The organism is Psychrobacter sp. TWP2-1-2, assembly GCF_049896785.1.
Taxonomy (GTDB): Bacteria; Pseudomonadota; Gammaproteobacteria; order Pseudomonadales; family Moraxellaceae; genus Psychrobacter.
Genome location: NZ_JAFCVA010000008.1, coordinates 155,295 through 172,415, shown reverse-complemented (window position 1 = coordinate 172,415; position 17,121 = coordinate 155,295). Strand labels below are relative to the sequence as shown.

Below are 17,121 nucleotides of genomic sequence, written 5' to 3'. Positions count from 1 at the left end.
AGACAATTTTAAAAGTAGTTAGAACGCAGGTTTTTGCTCCAGCTTTAATGAAACTATAAATGCAAAGTATAAAATTACTATGAATAAAAAACCCTACTGTCTATAACGGTTTGGTTGGAGTTTATGCTATGATAATTTGCATATAATAGTCAGCATATTAACCATTTTATGTGTATTTTATTGAGGATGTTGGAATGAAAAAAACAGGACTAAATACAGCGCTAAGCACCGCATTTATCATTGCTCTTGGCTTTGGCATTAGCGCTTGTGGTGGTGAAAAAGAAGGCGAATCACACGAAGTATTGGCGAAAGATCGCGTTGATGAAGCCGCTGAGCTGGCTCGCAAAAACGCACCTGAAGCTGAAAAAATGGAGTTCCCAGAAACGGCTCCAGCGCCAGTAACTGAAGCTGACGGCACAGTAGATGGTGCTGCAACTGCTGAAGCAGGGACGACTGCTACTGATAAGACAGATGCAACGGATAGCGATGTCGCTGTTGCTGATAGTGCAGTTATGCCAACTAATAGTGCAGATGTGCCAGCTGCTGATACGGCGGCAACGCCTACTGCTGACGCTGAACCAGTTACGAACTAATCACGGTCTGTGTGTTGATAGGTTTTGAATTTATGCGCTGTCATAAACAGTCGCTAACATGAAATATCGAATAGAGGTGTGATCATGATAAGTAAACAGCAGCGTATGAATAAACTGATCTTATCTGCCATTAGTTTAAGTGCGCTATTAGCAATCACTGCTTGTAGTGGTGACAATGCAGCGGTTGAAGAGCCTGCTGTTGCCAATGAATCTGCCGATACAACGGTAGTGGTAGAAGACGCGCCTATAGTCGAACCTGAAGTCGTTACACCTGAACCTGTGGCAGATACCGAGACGACGGTCATTGAAGATAAGCCAGTGCAGGAAATCTCCGCGGAGCCAGAAGTGTTGGCTGCGGATGCAGGCGCCAAGCTTTATGAGACCAACTGTAAGGTTTGTCATGAAGGAGGGCTGCTGAACGCACCGAAATATGGTGATAAAGCCGCGTGGGAGCCGCGTCTGGCTAAAGGCACAGAGACGCTGCACATGCATTCGGTAAAAGGCTTTAATAAGATGCCAGCCCAAGCCACCGATAAGGTCAGTGAAGCCCAAGTTTACGCAGCTGTAGATTACATGATTGAAGCAGTTAGCTGATCCGGTATATTAAGAGATATTGACCATTGAAATTTGTTAAACTGACCGTCATTGTGACTGACAATGGCGGTTTTCTTATGCACGTTTTTTGGCAGATATGAGGGCGTGTCCTCAATTCAATCGATTAACCTCTAAATAGGCTAAAAATGGCTAAATTTTGCCAAACAGCGCCAAACATTGTCAAATAGCTTATTAATATCTCGATATTATTTGCGCTGCTTTCCTTGTTTGACGGCAATTTATCTCATTTTTATCACCATTTTTAAAAAGACGACACGATCTAAAAGATAGCAACGTTGTAAAAATAATACGCAGACCAAAGTATGATAAGGCAAAAATATGAAAGTATTGGGTTTAGAGACTTCTTGTGATGAGACAGGTCTGGCGATTTTTGACAGTGAGCAGATGAATAGTGACAATCAAGGGCTGGTTGGACAAGTTCTGTATTCACAAATAGAGCTGCACGCACTGTATGGTGGCGTTGTGCCTGAGCTTGCCAGCCGTGATCATATTCGTAAGTTGGTGCCTTTGCTTAATGAGTTGTTAGAGCAGTGTAATGTGAAGAAAAGCGAGATTGATGCCATTGCTTATACTAAGGGACCCGGACTCATTGGCGCTTTGATGACGGGCGCATTATTTGGGCGAAGTTTGGCGTATGGTTTGGATATCCCTGCCATTGGTATCCATCATATGGAAGGACATCTGCTCGCACCGCTGATGGGCGCCAATCCACCCGCCTTTCCGTTTGTTTCGTTATTGGTCTCAGGTGGGCATACATTACTCATCGCCGCACGTGGTGTCGGGCAATATGAGATACTGGGTGAGTCGATCGATGATGCCGCAGGTGAATGCTTTGATAAAGCCGCCAAAATGTTAGGTTTGCCTTATCCGGGTGGTCCCAATATTGCCAAATTGGCTGAAACAGGCAACCCAACTGCTTACAATTTGCCAAGACCGATGCTACATCGTGGCCTAGACTTTTCTTTTAGCGGTATGAAAACCGCCGTGCATAACCTTATTAAAGACACTGATAGTTCAGGTGGCTCAGGGAATAATGCGGATAGCGATCCGCAAGTTCGCGCCGATATCGCCGCCAGCTTTCAGCATGCAGTCGTCGATACGCTGGTGAGAAAGTGCGTGAAAGCACTGAAGCAAGTAGAGATGAGTCGATTGGTGATTGCGGGCGGTGTCAGTGCCAACACTCATTTGCGTGAAACTTTGGAGAGCGAGCTTGCTAAGATAAATGCCACGGTGCATTATGCGCCGCCTGCATTATGTACTGATAATGGGGCGATGATTGCTTATGCAGGGTATGAGCGCCTGCAGGCAGGGCAGTCTGATGATTTAGCGGTGAGCTGTGTGCCGCGTTGGCCGATGACTGAGCTACCAGCAGTGTAAAGACGGCTTTGCTCAATACTATCTCCGTTAACCTTTATTAAACCTAAGGATGAACTATGCAGTGGCTTGCTATTGGACTAGGGGCTGCCATTGGGGCTTGCCTGCGGGCATGGTTGGCTCGCTTTAATCCGCTGCACCACTGGATACCCCTTGGGACGCTTGGTGCTAATGTATTGGGTGGACTATTAATAGGGTTGGCACTGGTGTGGTTTGAGCGCGTGGGCAGCAGTTTATCGCCCAATGTCCGACTGTTTGTGATTACCGGTTTTTTGGGCGGATTGACCACCTTTAGTACTTTTAGTGCAGAAGTTTTTACCTTTATCAACGCTGGTAAATTATTAGCAGGTTTGGGATTGGTCGGACTACATCTGGGACTGACGTTGCTAGCAACGGCTATCGGATTTTACTTTTTTAGGCTGATTTTATAAGCTTCGATAGATGGCATTCGCATAATGGTCTAATATAAGTGGTTCCATTATACCAGTCTGTTATAAGTGGTCTATTAATAGGTTTTCGAGACTTTTTAGCTGGTTCCCTTGGGGTATACTTTTAGTTACCTTCGATCTTGTCCATATTATTAGTCCCAATCACTTCGATATTTGGTTTGGTCGCTATGCGGCAAAAATGGTACAAGTGAATTCCGTGTCGGTTATCGCCGTGTTATTAGTATTATGTATGGTATATAAGTGCCATATTATGAAGCCGCATCTCTCTTTTATCATTACAAAACCAAACCCTCATTCACCTATTACCTATATTTAACGAGACATTATCAAACAGGTAATAAGTACGCGCTATTCAGCCACAGTCGTTACTCTTCTTTAACTTTCATAAATCTACGCAACACCATAATCCGTTATCATTTCCTTTGTCGACAGAACGAAGTTTGATCATAATGTTTGAGCGTCTTTCTCTCAAAAAAAGATGGATAACAAAAACTAAGATTTATAGCCAGTGTCAATTAAAAAGGAAATAACGATGAAAATTATTATGTTTAAAAAAATTGCCGTAGGCTCAGTATTAGCAATCTCTACCTGCCTAGCTATGGTTGGTCAGGCAAATGCGGCACCGTCTAACCCTACTCACTATGGAATGGATGTAAATAATGGTCCATTGTCTAAACTGAACCTAACCAAAAAACAAAAAAGCCAAATTCAAGCGATTCAAAAATCAAATCATAACAATGGTAAAAACGGTTATAAAAATAACCATGCGGCAATCTCAAAAGTACTGACCGTATCACAGCGTAATCAGTTAGAAAAAATGAGAGCTGGAAATAGAGCAAAACGTGGTCAATAAAATGGTCACAACCAAGGTAAATATAATCAAAATCAGAACTACAACCGTCATCGTTAATTAAAAAAGACAGGTTTGGCTTAAAATATTGTTTTATCAGCATTATGATGAGCAATGGTATATATAAAGGATCGCGCTCATGAAGAATAATTTGGTTCGTATAAAATCCCAAATATTATTTAGCTTAACATTATTTATTTTAGTCATGGTGCCTGTCACTTCTACTTTTGCTATCCTGCCCATGGCATCGGAGATTTTTCAATCTGAGTCATCTTTCACTGCGTTTAATGATGAAAAAACCCTAACGGCTGATGATATTTTTTCTACCGAAAATAGTATAACAATTGAAAATAATAGGATTATTGCTTCCAGTGAGAGAGCAACATCCTCAAATTCCATTAATGAGTATAAGCATAAATCTGACCTTAAAAAGCAGTCAAATTTTATGAAGTATGATTGAGTTTGTAGAATAGTCGCAAGCGGTAATCTCCCACGATAAATAAGAACACTTATAAAAGGTGTCCCTATCGCTGACTTGTGTTAATGCTTAAATGAAATTTCGCACACTCTTTATAATAAGTACTTTATTGTAGATACAGCCTTAAACTGTTCAGAAAGTACACTGCAACTATTTAGATAACTAAATTCGTTACCATCATTAGCCTACAGCCAAAGATTCAAGTCCTCATTAGGGTACCGTTATTTATCATAACGCTCGTCATAGCGTAAGAGAGCGGATGATATTTCTTAACTGGAATAATTTAGTAGATAGTGAAATATTACAACGGCTTCACAATACCTTCTAATAAATTCGCAAATCCTTGCATATAAGCGGTATCTTGGCTTGATGTGCGCGTCGCTGCATATAGCTGACAATGCACACCCGTACCCAATGGACGCGAGACGACCCAGCCTTTTTTCTCATATTCAGCAACCACCCAATCAGGTAACGCCGCCACACCGCGTTCACTAGCAACCAACTGAATCAGCATCGCCGTCAATTCTGTGGTACGAATGCTATCAAAGCTTACTTGCGCAGGGGTCATAAAATTGGCAATAATATCGAGGCGCTTGGCTTCCACTGGATACGCAATCAGGGTTTCATTGGTTAAATCATCTGGCTCAATAAATTTCTGCGCCGCCAAATCATGCGTTGGTGATAGCACCAAGCGACTTTCATACTCAAATAACGGCTGATAGCTGATACCGTCTATCGGTAAATCGCTGGTGGTAATGAGTAAATCGATATCACCTTCCATCAATAAGTGGTGCGGCTCTGGCTCAAAACCTGTCGCAAAATCTAGCTCTACATCAGACCATTCGCGGCGGTAATGATTGAGTATCGGCATTAGCCAATCGAAGCAACTGTGACATTCAGAGGCTAGCCGTAATCTACCCGCTTGACCGTGAGCTAAGCGCTTAAGATTGGATTTGGTACGGGTGACTTGTGGCATGATGCTATCTGCCAATGCCAATACCGTCTTGCCAGCTGGCGTAAAAGTCAGCGGGCGTGTTCGGCGATTGACCAAACTGATATCGTAATAATTCTCTAGCTCTTTTAGCTGATGCGAGACCGCGGAAGCCGTGACGTGCAATTCATCGGCAGCAGCCGCCAATGAGCCATGCGCTCGCAGCGCGGTTAAGGTATTGAGATGACGAAGCTCTAACATAAGACAACCTAACCGCTAAAGTGAGAAAAATTCATTATAATCGATATAGCGCTGATTTTCATTCAAAGTCCGATTTTTAATCAGCAATATTAAATGAGCAGCGATAAATTAGCGTCGACGCAATAATAGCTGCGAAATAATGACCAATATCAGCGAGGCAACCAATAAAATCGTCCCAATGGCATTGACCTCTGGTTTGAGTCCTACCCGTACCATCGAATAAATCCGCAGCGGTAAAATCTCATAACTGGGCCCCGTGACAAAGGTAGAAACTACCACATCATCGAGCGATAAGGTAAATGCCAGTAGCCAACCTGCCATCACTGCGGGCAGAATGACAGGAATGAGCACGGTACGCACCATCGTTGATTCGCTAGCGCCCAAGTCGCGTGCGGCTTCCATCAAGCGTTCATCCAGACTGCTCAATCGTGCAAACACCGTGATGACTACAAACGGTAAGCAAAAAGTAATGTGCGCGAGTAACAGCGAGACGAACCCTAATTGCAACCCTATTAATAAGAATAATGCCAATAATGAAATAGCGAGTACAATTTCAGGCGACATCATTAATACAAATAACAACCCATTTAATAAGCCTTTACCGCGAAAGTTATATCGATGTAGCGCGAGGGCGGTCAATGTTCCTATCAAAGTTGAGACGGTGGCTGCGACCAATCCTAATACAATAGAATGCCAAAAAGCATCGAGCATCGCTTGGTTATTCAACAGCGACTCATACCACTTTAAGCTAAAGCCGCCCCAGTTATAGCCGACTTTCGATTTATTAAAGGACATGACGACTAAGACGATAATTGGCAAATACAGCATGGTATAAATGAGGCTAAGATAGCCTTTAGCCGCGATACTGCCAATCTTAATAGACGATCTTTTTTTAGTTGCCGAGCTATTCAGTTGATGATTCAGTGAACTATCAGACATTAGGCAACCTCATTAAAGTCGGTCTTGCCAATGCGGCGACTACTGGCACGGTAGGCGAGTAATAATACTGCCATTGCTAGTGTTAATAACACGCTGGCAGCTGCGCCAAATGGCCAGTCACGCGCATCCAAGAACTGGTTTTTGATGATATTGCCGACCAATAAATTGCGTGAACCACCCAAAATATCTGCCACATAAAACATACCCATTGCAGGCAGCAGCACCAATAATACCCCTGAGATAATGCCAGGCGTCGTCAATGGCAATATGATATGCCAAAAAGTCTGGGTCTTTGATGCGCCCAAATCCTGTGAAGCGAGTAGCATGTCATTACGCAAATCGGTAAATACTGCATATAACGGCAACACCATAAATGGGAACAATAAGTACGTCAAACCAGCAATCACCGCCACTTGCGTGTATAAAATATCGATAGGAGTATCGATGATACCGACTGCCAGCAGTGATTTATTAATCAAACCGTTATTGGCAAATAGCAGTTTAAGCGCATACGTTCGCACGAGCGAGTTGGTCCAAAATGGTAGTATTAACAGCATCATGAGTAGCGGCTGCCAACGGGTTTTGGCTTTGGCTATCAGCCAAGCAAAAGGGTAGCCAAGTAACAAGCAGATGATGGTTGTGATGCCTGCCATCCATAAAGAATGAATAAATACGCCAAAATATAGCGGATCAATCATGCGTATATAGCTGTCGATGCTGACAGGCAAGCTAATAAAAGCACTGCTATCGCGGGTCAAAAAACTGACAGCGATGACTAAGATATTGGGCAATAGTGCAAATATCAGTAACCAACCCCAAATCAGCCAAAGCGTTACGGTACGAAAAGGACTTTTGCTGCCTAAGCTATGATTTGCCATCAGCTAATATCCTTTTGAACAGCTAAACTGGCAGCTTGATGATTGACTTCATCATCAAGCGTACCGTCTTCTGGTAGTACCCACTCCCAGCCATCGACCCATGATACTTTGACACCTTCATTTAACTTGTAATCAAAGCTTGGATCATCCTCATCAAAGAATTCAGAAGCCTTAATAATGTGACCGTTTGCTAACTCAATAATCGAATCTAAGGTGCTACCTTTATAGTTGCTTTCAATCACTCGCCCGAGTAAGCCACCATGTTCTTTATCATTGGGGTCATAAATTCGCAAATCTTCAGGACGTAGCAATAAATTAACGATATCGCCCACTTGTACATCGTTAGCAAAATCAGGGCGGCGTAAATTGCGTAAGGTGGTCGGACCGTCTTGCGCTTGTGCTTCACAAACTTCGACTTCGATACGGCCATTGGTCACGCGACCGTCGCGATCTGGTTGCTCAGGGTAAACGCCTTTGACTTCCGCTTTAAACAAATTGGTCTCACCGATAAACTTGGCGGTAAATAAATTCGCCGGCGTTTCATAAATCTCAATAGGCGTGCCGATTTGCTGAAAAGTGCCATCTTTCATCACGGCGATACGATCTGACATTGATAGCGCTTCTTCTTGATCGTGGGTGACAAATACAAAAGTGATGCCAAGCTCTCGTTGCAGCCGTTTAAGCTCAGATTGCATTTGTAAACGCAGTTTATGATCGAGTGCAGATAGTGGCTCATCAAGTAGCAACAGTTTAGGACGATTGATGACGGCTCGTGCAATGGCGACACGCTGCTGCTGACCACCAGACAAGTCTTGTGGTCTGCGATTGGCTAAATGCTCCAGCTGTACCATGGCGAGCATCTCGCGCACGCGGGTTTGAATCTCATCTTTGGGTACTTTTTTGAGCTTAAGCCCGTAAGCAACGTTTTGCGCGACACTCATATGTGGAAACAAGGCATACTGCTGAAACACTGTGTTCACGGGACGTTTATCCGCTGGCAAGCCTGCCATCTGTACGCCGTCTAGATAAATTGCCCCAGCGTTTGGCTGCTCAAAACCAGCGATTAGGCGCAGTAAGGTTGTTTTACCGCAGCCTGATGGACCAAGCAGCGTCAAAAATTCACCGTGCTTGATATCAAGATTGATGTCTTTTAATACTTCAGTTTGATCATAGGTTTTTTTTAGACCAGTCAGTTGCAGTAGTACTTTGTCATCTTGAGGTGATGCAGAGGCTCTGTGCATATTTGGCGGTGAATTGGTCATAATATTTATTCCTACGTGTCCGACATCGCAGTACAGCTATTTATTTAGGACACTGTGGTCAAGGTGATTTGATATGGATATAAGCGATGGGTGTAAACCCGATTTGGTCGCCGCGTATTATAACAAACCCTTGATATAAATCAGTGCAAGTTCGTTATAAGTTCTGCGAGCAACACGGTTATGCTGTCAATGGCTGTTGATGCTTGATAGTTCGGTGTTGTCTGTTTGATGCTCGGTTTTGGCTAACGCATTTCTGTTTTTCAGTTTCACTGCCAACTTTATAATTCTGTATGATTAGGGCGTGTCCTCAATTCAATCGATTACTTTCTAAATGGGCTAAAAATAGCTAAATTTTGCCAAACATCGTCAAATAGCTTCTTAATATCTCGATATTATGTGCTCTATTTTCCTTGTTTGACGGCAATTTATCTCATTTTTATCACCATTTTTAAAATGAGGACACGCCCTAGTAATAACTGCCATTCTATGACGATATTTAAACAAAATTTTTTATCATTTTTTGGTTTTTATTCCTATACAATCACGGTATGGCAGACAAACATAATGTGCCTGATAGGTTAGTAGCCATTCGTAAATCTATGTTTGAATACATGTGTGGAAAGCTGTTTATAACGCTAATATTATTAATGATAAAGGATGTCTTATGCCTAACGATACACGCCCGAAAACCGGTCAAGAAGCTCTTGCGCTTTTAAAAGAAGGCAATATGCGCTACATAGATAGTTTGACCACCACTGACCCAACAATGCAAAGACGACCTGAATTGGTTAAAGATCAAGATCCCTTGGCCATTATTTTGGGCTGCTCGGATGCACGAGTACCAGTTGAGATTGTATTTGATCAAGGCTTGGGTGATTTGTTCGTTATTCGAGTCGCTGGTAATGTCGTCGCGCCTTCACAGATTGGCTCGATTGAATTTGCGGCCGAAAAGTTCGGTACAAAATTGGTGGTCGTGCTTGGGCACTCACATTGCGGCGCGGTCACGGCTTGTGTTGAGACACTGATCAATCCTGAGAAAAACTATTCGCCCAACTTGCAGTCGATTGTCGATCGCATTCGCCCAAGCGTTTATAATTTGCATGAGCTTGCCACTGCCAATGGTCAAGATGTCGACGCAGACGAGTTGGTCGATCGCTCTATCCGCGCTAACGTCCGTATGTCAGTTAGCCAGCTCAAACATGGCTCGCGGGCATTAGAGGATTTAACCAATAGTGGTCAATTGCTGGTCGTTGGTGCAGAGTATGATTTAGAGACAGGAAAAGTACGTTTCTTAGACAGTTAATTAATTGGTTAAATGGGTAGCACCCAGTGTGCGCTCTTACAAAACCCACTCAATGCTTTCGCGATTTTTTATTATGATAAAAGGGTCAAGCGCGTAAAAAGTATTCACGCGCTTGCTTTTAAACTCTCTATTTTGTCAATATTAGGATGACTATGTCTACAGCAAATACTGGCTCAGCCACTGATAATAATAACGAATCACTTATCGCTCAACCAACGAGCAGCGTCAATACCGATGGTGTGCAGCCTATCTCAGCACAGACGACAGGTTTTACTTTTAACCACACCATGCTACGTGTCAAAGATCCTGCCAAGTCGTTGGCGTTTTATACCGGTGTCCTTGGTATGACTTTGCTGGCGGTAAAAAAATTCCCTGACATGGGTTTTGATTTATATTTTTTAGCCAAGTTAACCGAAAGCGAGCGCGACAATTTGCCCGCGGGTGATGATTTGGAAGTCTTTGCCTTCCGTCAACGCGGCATCTTAGAATTGACCCATAATTATGGTACCGAAACGAAAGCTGATTTTAGCTATCATGATGGTAATGGTGAGCCACAAGGTTTTGGACATATCTGCTTTAGCGTACCTAGTCTCGATGAAGCGGTTGCTTGGTTTGATAAAAATAATGTCGAATTCAAAAAACGTCCAGAAGATGGCAGCATGAAAAACATTGCCTTTATCAAAGATGTTGATGGTTACTGGATTGAAATTGTACAAGCAGATTTAATGGGCTAGCTTGACAGGCTGGTACGTCAATACGCCAGTTAATCTAGGACATGCCCCAGTCAAACAATCAATTAATCGAGTGAATGGAAGCATAAAGCCAACCAACCAAAGGAGTGACGTCTAGATGCCTACCTCTGAGGCAGAAACGACAGTAAATACCAATATAGCGCCTGAACCAGTAACGACGGATGTGCTGACATATCAAAGCATCATTGATTCAGCAAATGAGATAGTGGTTGGCTTTGTTGAACGCATTCCCTATTTTGTCGCATCAATTATTGTTATTCTGATTTTTTGGTTTCTATCGATTGTCTTAAAAAAAGTGGTATACAAACTTTTAGGCAGTCGCAGTCGGCATCAGAACTTGGTTAAAGTGTTTCAGCGAGTAGGCGGCGCACTCATCATTTTTATCGGTTTTATGATTGCTATGGTGATTGCCGTGCCAGGATTTACCCCTGCTAAGCTGATTGGTGCACTCGGTATTGGTTCCGTCGCTATTGGTTTTGCCTTTAAAGATATTTTTCAAAACTTGCTCTCTGGTATTTTGCTGCTGATCTCAGAGCCGTTTCGCATCGGTGATCAGATTGTCTCAGGCGACTATGAAGGGACGGTTGAGGATATTAAAATACGCGCCACGACTATCAAGACGTATGACGGTCGGCAAGTGGTTATTCCCAACTCTGATTTGTATACCTCAGCATTGACTGTCAATACCGCCTATAAGCAGCGCCGTTTGCAAGTGGCTGTTGGTATTGGCTATGAAGATGATATCGAAGCAGCAAAAGCTGAGATTCTACAGGCGTTAGATAAAGTCGAAAGCGTATCGAAGAAAGCGCAGCCAAGTGTGATTGCTACGGGCTTTGGTGATTCAACGATTGATTTGATGGTACGTTGGTTTATCGAAGATGGCACCCAAGCCAACAAAGTGACCTCGATTCATCAAGTGATCGTAGAGATTAAGAGCGCACTCGATACGGCAGGTGTCAACATTCCATTCCCGATACGCACGATAGATTTGAGTGATCCATCAGTGACATCGATTGTGAATAAATTGCATGAGCAAAAGGCGATCGATGTTAATAACCATGTTAATAAAGCTGTGGCAGAGTAATTTGTTTAGCGCGTTATTTTAAAGAACGGCCTTTCACACAATATTTTCGAAATAAAAATCCGCCATATCAAATGACATGGCGGATTTTTTTACGATATCAATTTATGACAATTTAGTCAGTTTTGACTTTAAAATCGGTATGACATGATTTACAGCTGGCGCCGACTTCACCAAAGGCTGGTTTGACATCGTCGATGCTAGTGGCTGTTTGTGCAGCAGCGTTCAGCTCAGCAGTGACTTTTTGAAAGTTTTCTGCTTCTGCGCGAAAACCATCGGCATTTGACCAAACGGCATCAGTCGCATTGCCAACGGCTTCTTTATTTTCAAAATGAGTCCAAGGCGTAGCAGCGTCTTCTGCTAAAAATGCGGCTTGCTCTTTGAATACGGCGGCATCAAAGGTGTCAGGTGCTTTCATCATATCACCCATGACACCCATCGCATCACCATAGCTTTTCATGCTATCTTGGCGGGCTTTTACATCAGGGTCAGTGGCAGTGCTACACGCTGTTAGACCTAGGGCGGCTGCCATCAATGTGATGCCAAAGATAGATTTTAATGATTGGTTGGTATGAACCTGTGCCATGTGAATTACTCCTGTAAAATTGGTTAGTAGTAGGCGCGCTTATAAACGCTGGCTTTACATACTGTTTTTAATTATCTGCCCTTAAAGGCTTCTTCTAAATCGAAAGGTTTCTTTTAAATACTGCTTTTAAATAAAGCGTATTGTTATAAAAATTACCTCACCATCTTTTGGAAACGCATTCGCTTCTAAAGGATTTTTCCAACAATAGTTTTCATTGTAACGGTTATCCGTGCAGTGAACGTAAATTTAGTTGTTATATCATCGTAATTTTTGAGTCAGTGACTTTCGCTCATATAAATTTGCGCTCATATAAAAAGGTCAGCGTGGATAGCTGACCTTCTTGATACTCTCTAAAGACAAGCTAACAAATATCTTAGCCTTTATTATATTCACACAAACTATAGAGTCAACCAATCGCGTGGTTTTAGATAAAAATCGGTCAATGCAAACTCAGGCGAGCCTTCAGTCGGCTCAAAGCGATAATGCCAGCTGGCAAGCGGCGGCATACTGACTAAGATAGACTCAATACGGCCATTGCTTTGTAGTCCAAATAGCGTGCCGCGGTCATAAACAAGGTTGTACTCAACATAGCGACCGCGGCGATAGAGCTGAAATTCGCGCTGTGCCTCGGTATAAGGGGTATCTTTACGCTGCTCAAAGATGGGCATGATACCGTCAAGATAACCGTTGCCGACCGCCTTCATAAAGTTAAAGCAGGTTTCAAAGTTCCAGCCGCGACTTTCTGTATTGACATCATCATAAAACAAGCCGCCGATACCGCGCTGCTCATCACGATGACGTAGGTGAAAATACTCATCACACCATTGCTTGAAATCAGGGTAGACGCTGTCACCAAAAGGCGCACACAGATCATGACAGACTTGATGCCAATGCACGCAATCAGCGAGTACGGGATAAAACGGCGTCAAATCAAAACCACCACCAAACCACCAAATAGGCTCTTCGCCCTCAGCTTCAGCAACGAACAAACGCACATTGGCATGGCTGGTTGGGACGTTCGGGTTTTTGGGATGAACAACCAATGAGACACCCATGGCTTGGGCTTTACGACCAGCGATATGGGGATGGCGTGCAGTGGCTGAAGCCGGCAAGTTATGCACGTGAATATGACTGAACATCACACCCGCTTTTTCAATCACCTCACCATCTGCTAGGACACACGAGCGACCGCCGCCGCCTTCTGGGCGCTCCCAATCATCAGGGACAAAGGTTGCATTGCCGCCACCATCGCGCTCTTGCGCTTCTAAGGCTTGACAGATACGAGCCTGCAAATCGACCAAAAATTCACGCACACGCATGATGTCGTTATTGGCTGGCACTGTTAAGTCTGTCGCTGATAGCTCTGTCTTATTATCTGTATTTGAAATACTCATAAAATATCTATTTATTTAGTGTATTGATGTCTACTTATTAAGATGTAACGCGGTATTGAAATCTTTATCTAATAAATGACCCATGCGGTCGCGCTTAGTCGCTAAATATTCAGCATTCATATCATTCACCCCAACCAATAAAGGCACGCGTTCCACGACATTAATACCGTGCTCGGTTAGATAAGCCACTTTGTCTGGATTGTTGGTGATGAGTCTGACGGCGTCAACACCGATATGAGCGAGCATCGGGCCGCACATATCATAAATGCGCGCATCAGCGGGTAAGCCCAACATGAGGTTGGCATCTAAAGTATCATGACCTTGGTCTTGCAGGGCGTAAGCGCGAATCTTATTGGTCAGACCAATACCGCGACCTTCTTGGCGCAAGTATAATATCGCCCCGCAGCCAGTCTCTTGTATTGCTTGCATCGCCGTGTTGAGCTGCGGCCCACAGTCACATTTTAACGAGCTAAAAGCATCGCCCGTCAAGCATTCTGAATGAATACGAATCAATGGAATGGTTTTTTCTGCTCGCGTGGCGTCCGTCTGACTCGGTGAGCTGTCCGTCATATGTTGATCGACGACAGGCAGACCGACAGTCAGCATCACATGCTCTTGACCTTCATCGTTTTCAAAGATATGAATATCAAACTCGCCGTGACGAGTAGGTAGTTTGGCACTGGTAATAAATTGATATGACATTAATGTCCTGCATAAGCCGATAAGCGTGGCGGTAGAGGGTCTTTTTTAACCATATTAAAACAGCGATGACATCCTAGCTGCATGATGAAAGTAGGATAATGCCAGGATAATTCATTCGTAAAGAGTGCATGCTGATTGTCTTTATTATAAAAACACACAAAGTTCACAAACGACGCACGATGATTAAAGCGACAATTAAAAATAAATGCTATTATGCCATACTATTTTGACGGATACAGTGACAAGTCTTTGCCCTTACATTACTATGTCGTCACTAACATCCAATATTGATGCAGAATAATAAGGCATAATATTATCCCTTGTTATGAAAGCGCGAAAGCAAAGCTCCATCGCTGTCCATTACGGCAGCGTACGTGCTATTCGGCGCAGCTTCTATATGTTTATATAAAGACATAGAGGCTGCCTGAATAAATTTATGAACAGTTATATGGTCGATTACACCAATAATGGTGTAGATATTATTGACGTCACTTAGGTAGCATTATGCACTAAGAGGCTGTCTTGTCAGCAGATTGGTAGGTATCGTACGGTTTATGCAGCAGTCACCTCATTCCCCACAGTCTCAGTCCGTATCTATGCCAGCTGTCGATTCTGCTGCCCAGCTGTTGAATTTACAGCAGACTTATACTGTGATTCCACGTGTCCGTCCTGATACGCCTTTGCTGGATAGCATTGCAGCGCCAGCTGATCTTAATACTCTGACAACCGCTCAACTTATCACCTTGGCTGATGAGCTGCGGCTATTTCTATTGTATTCAGCAGGTCAAAGCGGTGGGCATTTTGGTGCCAATTTGGGCGTGGTTGAATTGACCATTGCGCTGCATTACCTGCTAGATACGCCGCAAGATCAAATCGTTTGGGACGTGGGTCATCAAGCCTATGCTCATAAAGTCTTGACGGGTCGCCGTGATCAGTTGGCGACGATTCGCTCGAAAGATGGTTTGACTGCTTTTCCTGAGCGTGCAGAATCCGTTTACGATACCTTTGGCGTTGGTCATTCATCGACGTCAATCTCAGCTGGTCTAGGCATGAGCTTAGCACTGCGTTATCAAGGTCGCGCGCAAACCGTTGCTTGTATCATTGGTGATGGTGCAATGACCGGTGGTATGGCGTTTGAAGCGATGAATGATGCGGTGCAACAAGATGCGGATTTATTGGTCATTTTAAATGACAATGACATGTCAATCTCTTGTTCTATCGGTGGTTTTTCACGGCATTTAGCGATGCTATGGGAGTCAGGATATCAGGTTGATATCTCTGATGCAGGCGAGCCAGTGCTATGCCAACGCCCTGATATGCAAGGCTTTGATCGCCGTAAGCGTCACAAAGAGATGCGTGATGTGCCGCAGTTAGAAGACAATTTATTTAAAGCGATTGGTTTTACCTACTTTGGTCCGTTTGATGGTCATAATATCCCTGAGCTACTGCGAGTATTGTCACTTGCCAAGCAGATAAAAGGGCCTGTTTTAGTCCATATTTATACCACCAAAGGAAAAGGTTTTGCCCCAGCTGAGTTAGATCCCGTCGGCTATCATGCTATCAGCAAGCTCCCTGTCGAAATCAAGAATGATACTCAGGCTGTCGCCACAGAAAAATCATTGCCCAACACCAAACCTGCATTAAAATACTCGCAAGTATTTGGGCAATTCTTATGTGACAAAGCAGTCGCAGACGATAAGCTGCTTGCCGTCACACCTGCTATGGAAGAAGGCTCGGGGATGATTGATTTTGCCCGTCAATTTCCGGAGCGTTTTTTTGATGTAGCCATTGCCGAGCAACACGCAGTCACACTGGCTGCTGGTATGGCAACCCAAGGCGTCAAACCTATCGTCGCGATTTATTCAACCTTTTTGCAGCGTGGCTACGATCAACTTATCCATGATGTGGCTTTGCAAAACCTTGATGTGATGTTTGCTATTGATCGTGCTGGCCTAGTCGGTGAAGACGGCGCAACGCATGCAGGCGTATTCGATTTTGCCTTTTTACGCTGCGTGCCCAATATGCTGATTGCCGCGCCAAAAGACGAAAACGAATGTTACCATCTGCTTAATACGTGTTATGAATACCAAGGCTGTACGGCAGTACGCTATCCGCGCGGTGTCGGTACTGGCGCAGTTATTGCATTGCCAGCACAGACTTATAACGTTGGCGAGGCAGTGGTAGAGTCGGTATTAGGTAGTGAGGATGCGCCTAAAAAGCTGGCGCTACTCGCATTTGGCACCATGGTTGCGACGGCTCAGCAAGCGGCAGAAAGCCTAATTGACAATAATATAGAATCAGACTGTCAGGTACATGTCATTAATATGCGCTGGGTAAAACCTTTAGACACGGCATTATTAGAAAAGTTGTTAGAGCAAGGTATTACACACATTGCGACTTTGGAAGAGCACATGATTATGGGCGGCGCGGGCAGTGCGGTAAATGAGTATTTGCTTAACGAATCGCCAGCCTTTAAAAACAACCATCCTGCCGTTATTAATATCGGCATTCCAGATCGCTTTGTCGCCCATGGCTCACAAGCAGAGCAAATGGCTGATTGTGGTTTAGATGTTAATGGTGTGGTAAAGCAGCTTGAAAAGCTTCTGTCGTAAGTTATACCTTTGAACGTTTTTAAGTTTTTAAACTGTCATTTGGACAGAATATTGGTTAAAT

17 protein-coding genes are annotated in these 17,121 nt (G+C 43.7%); 10 read left to right on the top strand and 7 right to left on the bottom strand.

The window, feature by feature from the left end; all coding sequences use genetic code 11:
* Window positions 1-194 precede the first annotated feature (194 nt).
* From ACP7AE_RS09455 to ACP7AE_RS09430, 6 genes are all read left to right on the top strand, one after another.
* Entirely contained in the window at window positions 195-593 is a 399-nt protein-coding gene (locus tag ACP7AE_RS09455) for a hypothetical protein (RefSeq protein WP_426242731.1), read from the top strand.
* An 84-nt stretch (window positions 594-677) separates the two neighbouring features.
* Window positions 678-1,187, top strand: a complete 510-nt coding sequence (locus tag ACP7AE_RS09450) for a c-type cytochrome (RefSeq protein WP_426242729.1) — start codon at window positions 678-680, stop codon at window positions 1,185-1,187.
* Window positions 1,188-1,526: 339 nt separating this feature from the next.
* Window positions 1,527-2,585 carry a tRNA (adenosine(37)-N6)-threonylcarbamoyltransferase complex transferase subunit TsaD gene (gene tsaD, locus ACP7AE_RS09445; protein ID WP_426242727.1) on the top strand — a complete coding sequence of 353 codons (1,059 nt, stop codon included), beginning with the start codon at window positions 1,527-1,529 and terminating at the stop codon, window positions 2,583-2,585.
* 56 nt (window positions 2,586-2,641) lie between these two features.
* Window positions 2,642-3,013, top strand: coding sequence for a CrcB family protein (locus ACP7AE_RS09440; protein WP_426242725.1), 372 nt, complete (start codon window positions 2,642-2,644; stop codon window positions 3,011-3,013).
* 550 nt (window positions 3,014-3,563) lie between these two features.
* A complete protein-coding gene (locus ACP7AE_RS09435) occupies window positions 3,564-3,884 on the top strand; it encodes a hypothetical protein (RefSeq protein ID WP_426242723.1) in 321 nt (106 codons plus the stop codon).
* Between the two features lie 136 nt (window positions 3,885-4,020).
* Window positions 4,021-4,341 carry a hypothetical protein gene (locus tag ACP7AE_RS09430; protein WP_426242721.1) on the top strand — a complete coding sequence of 107 codons (321 nt, stop codon included), beginning with the start codon at window positions 4,021-4,023 and terminating at the stop codon, window positions 4,339-4,341.
* 319 nt (window positions 4,342-4,660) lie between these two features.
* Here the strand turns inward: ACP7AE_RS09430 and ACP7AE_RS09425 are convergent, their stop codons facing one another.
* The 4 genes from ACP7AE_RS09425 to potA form a co-directional block, all read right to left on the bottom strand.
* Complete coding sequence (locus ACP7AE_RS09425; protein WP_426242719.1) at window positions 4,661-5,551, bottom strand: LysR family transcriptional regulator; 891 nt, start codon at window positions 5,549-5,551, stop codon at window positions 4,661-4,663.
* Window positions 5,552-5,659: 108 nt separating this feature from the next.
* Window positions 5,660-6,490 carry a spermidine/putrescine ABC transporter permease PotC gene (potC, locus tag ACP7AE_RS09420; RefSeq protein WP_201540581.1) on the bottom strand — a complete coding sequence of 277 codons (831 nt, stop codon included), beginning with the start codon at window positions 6,488-6,490 and terminating at the stop codon, window positions 5,660-5,662.
* On the bottom strand, window positions 6,490-7,368 hold the full coding sequence (gene potB, locus ACP7AE_RS09415) for a spermidine/putrescine ABC transporter permease PotB (protein WP_426242716.1): 879 nt from the start codon (window positions 7,366-7,368) through the stop codon (window positions 6,490-6,492). The genes potC and potB overlap by 1 nt, the downstream gene beginning before the upstream one ends.
* Window positions 7,368-8,630, bottom strand: coding sequence for a spermidine/putrescine ABC transporter ATP-binding protein PotA (gene potA / locus ACP7AE_RS09410; RefSeq protein ID WP_426242714.1), 1,263 nt, complete (start codon window positions 8,628-8,630; stop codon window positions 7,368-7,370). Before potA ends, potB begins: the two co-directional genes overlap by 1 nt.
* Before the next feature lie 664 nt (window positions 8,631-9,294).
* Between potA and ACP7AE_RS09405 the strand changes: the two genes are divergently transcribed.
* From ACP7AE_RS09405 to ACP7AE_RS09395, 3 genes are all read left to right on the top strand, one after another.
* Window positions 9,295-9,933: a carbonic anhydrase gene (locus ACP7AE_RS09405; RefSeq protein WP_045443399.1), complete on the top strand. Its 639-nt coding sequence runs from the start codon at window positions 9,295-9,297 to the stop codon at window positions 9,931-9,933.
* Between the two features lie 152 nt (window positions 9,934-10,085).
* Window positions 10,086-10,667: a lactoylglutathione lyase gene (gene gloA, locus ACP7AE_RS09400; protein ID WP_270894685.1), complete on the top strand. Its 582-nt coding sequence runs from the start codon at window positions 10,086-10,088 to the stop codon at window positions 10,665-10,667.
* A gap of 115 nt (window positions 10,668-10,782) precedes the next feature.
* A complete protein-coding gene (locus ACP7AE_RS09395) occupies window positions 10,783-11,769 on the top strand; it encodes a mechanosensitive ion channel family protein (RefSeq protein ID WP_426242711.1) in 987 nt (328 codons plus the stop codon).
* A gap of 112 nt (window positions 11,770-11,881) precedes the next feature.
* On the opposite strand, the gene ACP7AE_RS09390 is transcribed toward ACP7AE_RS09395, so the two are convergent.
* From ACP7AE_RS09390 to ribA, 3 genes are all read right to left on the bottom strand, one after another.
* A complete protein-coding gene (locus ACP7AE_RS09390) occupies window positions 11,882-12,352 on the bottom strand; it encodes a c-type cytochrome (protein WP_426242709.1) in 471 nt (156 codons plus the stop codon).
* A gap of 398 nt (window positions 12,353-12,750) precedes the next feature.
* On the bottom strand, window positions 12,751-13,746 hold the full coding sequence (gene hemF, locus ACP7AE_RS09385; RefSeq protein ID WP_426242707.1) for an oxygen-dependent coproporphyrinogen oxidase: 996 nt from the start codon (window positions 13,744-13,746) through the stop codon (window positions 12,751-12,753).
* A 30-nt stretch (window positions 13,747-13,776) separates the two neighbouring features.
* Complete coding sequence (ribA, locus tag ACP7AE_RS09380; RefSeq protein WP_201580822.1) at window positions 13,777-14,448, bottom strand: GTP cyclohydrolase II; 672 nt, start codon at window positions 14,446-14,448, stop codon at window positions 13,777-13,779.
* A 554-nt stretch (window positions 14,449-15,002) separates the two neighbouring features.
* On the opposite strand from ribA, the gene dxs reads away from it, so the two are divergent.
* Window positions 15,003-17,060 carry a 1-deoxy-D-xylulose-5-phosphate synthase gene (gene dxs, locus ACP7AE_RS09375; protein WP_426242705.1) on the top strand — a complete coding sequence of 686 codons (2,058 nt, stop codon included), beginning with the start codon at window positions 15,003-15,005 and terminating at the stop codon, window positions 17,058-17,060.
* Window positions 17,061-17,121 lie beyond the last annotated feature (61 nt).

Excerpts from the sequence above, each read along its gene's own strand:
- ACP7AE_RS09390 (WP_426242709.1), bottom strand. The coding sequence starts at position 12,352 with ATGGCACAGGTTCATACCAACCAATCATTAAAATCTATCTTTGGCATC.
- ACP7AE_RS09450 (WP_426242729.1), top strand. The coding sequence starts at position 678 with ATGATAAGTAAACAGCAGCGTATGAATAAACTGATCTTATCTGCCATT.
- dxs (WP_426242705.1), top strand. The coding sequence starts at position 15,003 with ATGCAGCAGTCACCTCATTCCCCACAGTCTCAGTCCGTATCTATGCCA.
- gloA (WP_270894685.1), top strand. The coding sequence starts at position 10,086 with ATGTCTACAGCAAATACTGGCTCAGCCACTGATAATAATAACGAATCA.
- potB (WP_426242716.1), bottom strand. The coding sequence starts at position 7,368 with ATGGCAAATCATAGCTTAGGCAGCAAAAGTCCTTTTCGTACCGTAACG.
- ACP7AE_RS09435 (WP_426242723.1), top strand. The coding sequence starts at position 3,564 with ATGAAAATTATTATGTTTAAAAAAATTGCCGTAGGCTCAGTATTAGCA.
- potA (WP_426242714.1), bottom strand. The coding sequence starts at position 8,630 with ATGACCAATTCACCGCCAAATATGCACAGAGCCTCTGCATCACCTCAA.
- hemF (WP_426242707.1), bottom strand. The coding sequence starts at position 13,746 with ATGAGTATTTCAAATACAGATAATAAGACAGAGCTATCAGCGACAGAC.
- ACP7AE_RS09440 (WP_426242725.1), top strand. The coding sequence starts at position 2,642 with ATGCAGTGGCTTGCTATTGGACTAGGGGCTGCCATTGGGGCTTGCCTG.
- ACP7AE_RS09425 (WP_426242719.1), bottom strand. The coding sequence starts at position 5,551 with ATGTTAGAGCTTCGTCATCTCAATACCTTAACCGCGCTGCGAGCGCAT.
- ACP7AE_RS09405 (WP_045443399.1), top strand. The coding sequence starts at position 9,295 with ATGCCTAACGATACACGCCCGAAAACCGGTCAAGAAGCTCTTGCGCTT.
- ACP7AE_RS09430 (WP_426242721.1), top strand. The coding sequence starts at position 4,021 with ATGAAGAATAATTTGGTTCGTATAAAATCCCAAATATTATTTAGCTTA.
- ribA (WP_201580822.1), bottom strand. The coding sequence starts at position 14,448 with ATGTCATATCAATTTATTACCAGTGCCAAACTACCTACTCGTCACGGC.
- potC (WP_201540581.1), bottom strand. The coding sequence starts at position 6,490 with ATGTCTGATAGTTCACTGAATCATCAACTGAATAGCTCGGCAACTAAA.
- ACP7AE_RS09395 (WP_426242711.1), top strand. The coding sequence starts at position 10,783 with ATGCCTACCTCTGAGGCAGAAACGACAGTAAATACCAATATAGCGCCT.
- tsaD (WP_426242727.1), top strand. The coding sequence starts at position 1,527 with ATGAAAGTATTGGGTTTAGAGACTTCTTGTGATGAGACAGGTCTGGCG.
- ACP7AE_RS09455 (WP_426242731.1), top strand. The coding sequence starts at position 195 with ATGAAAAAAACAGGACTAAATACAGCGCTAAGCACCGCATTTATCATT.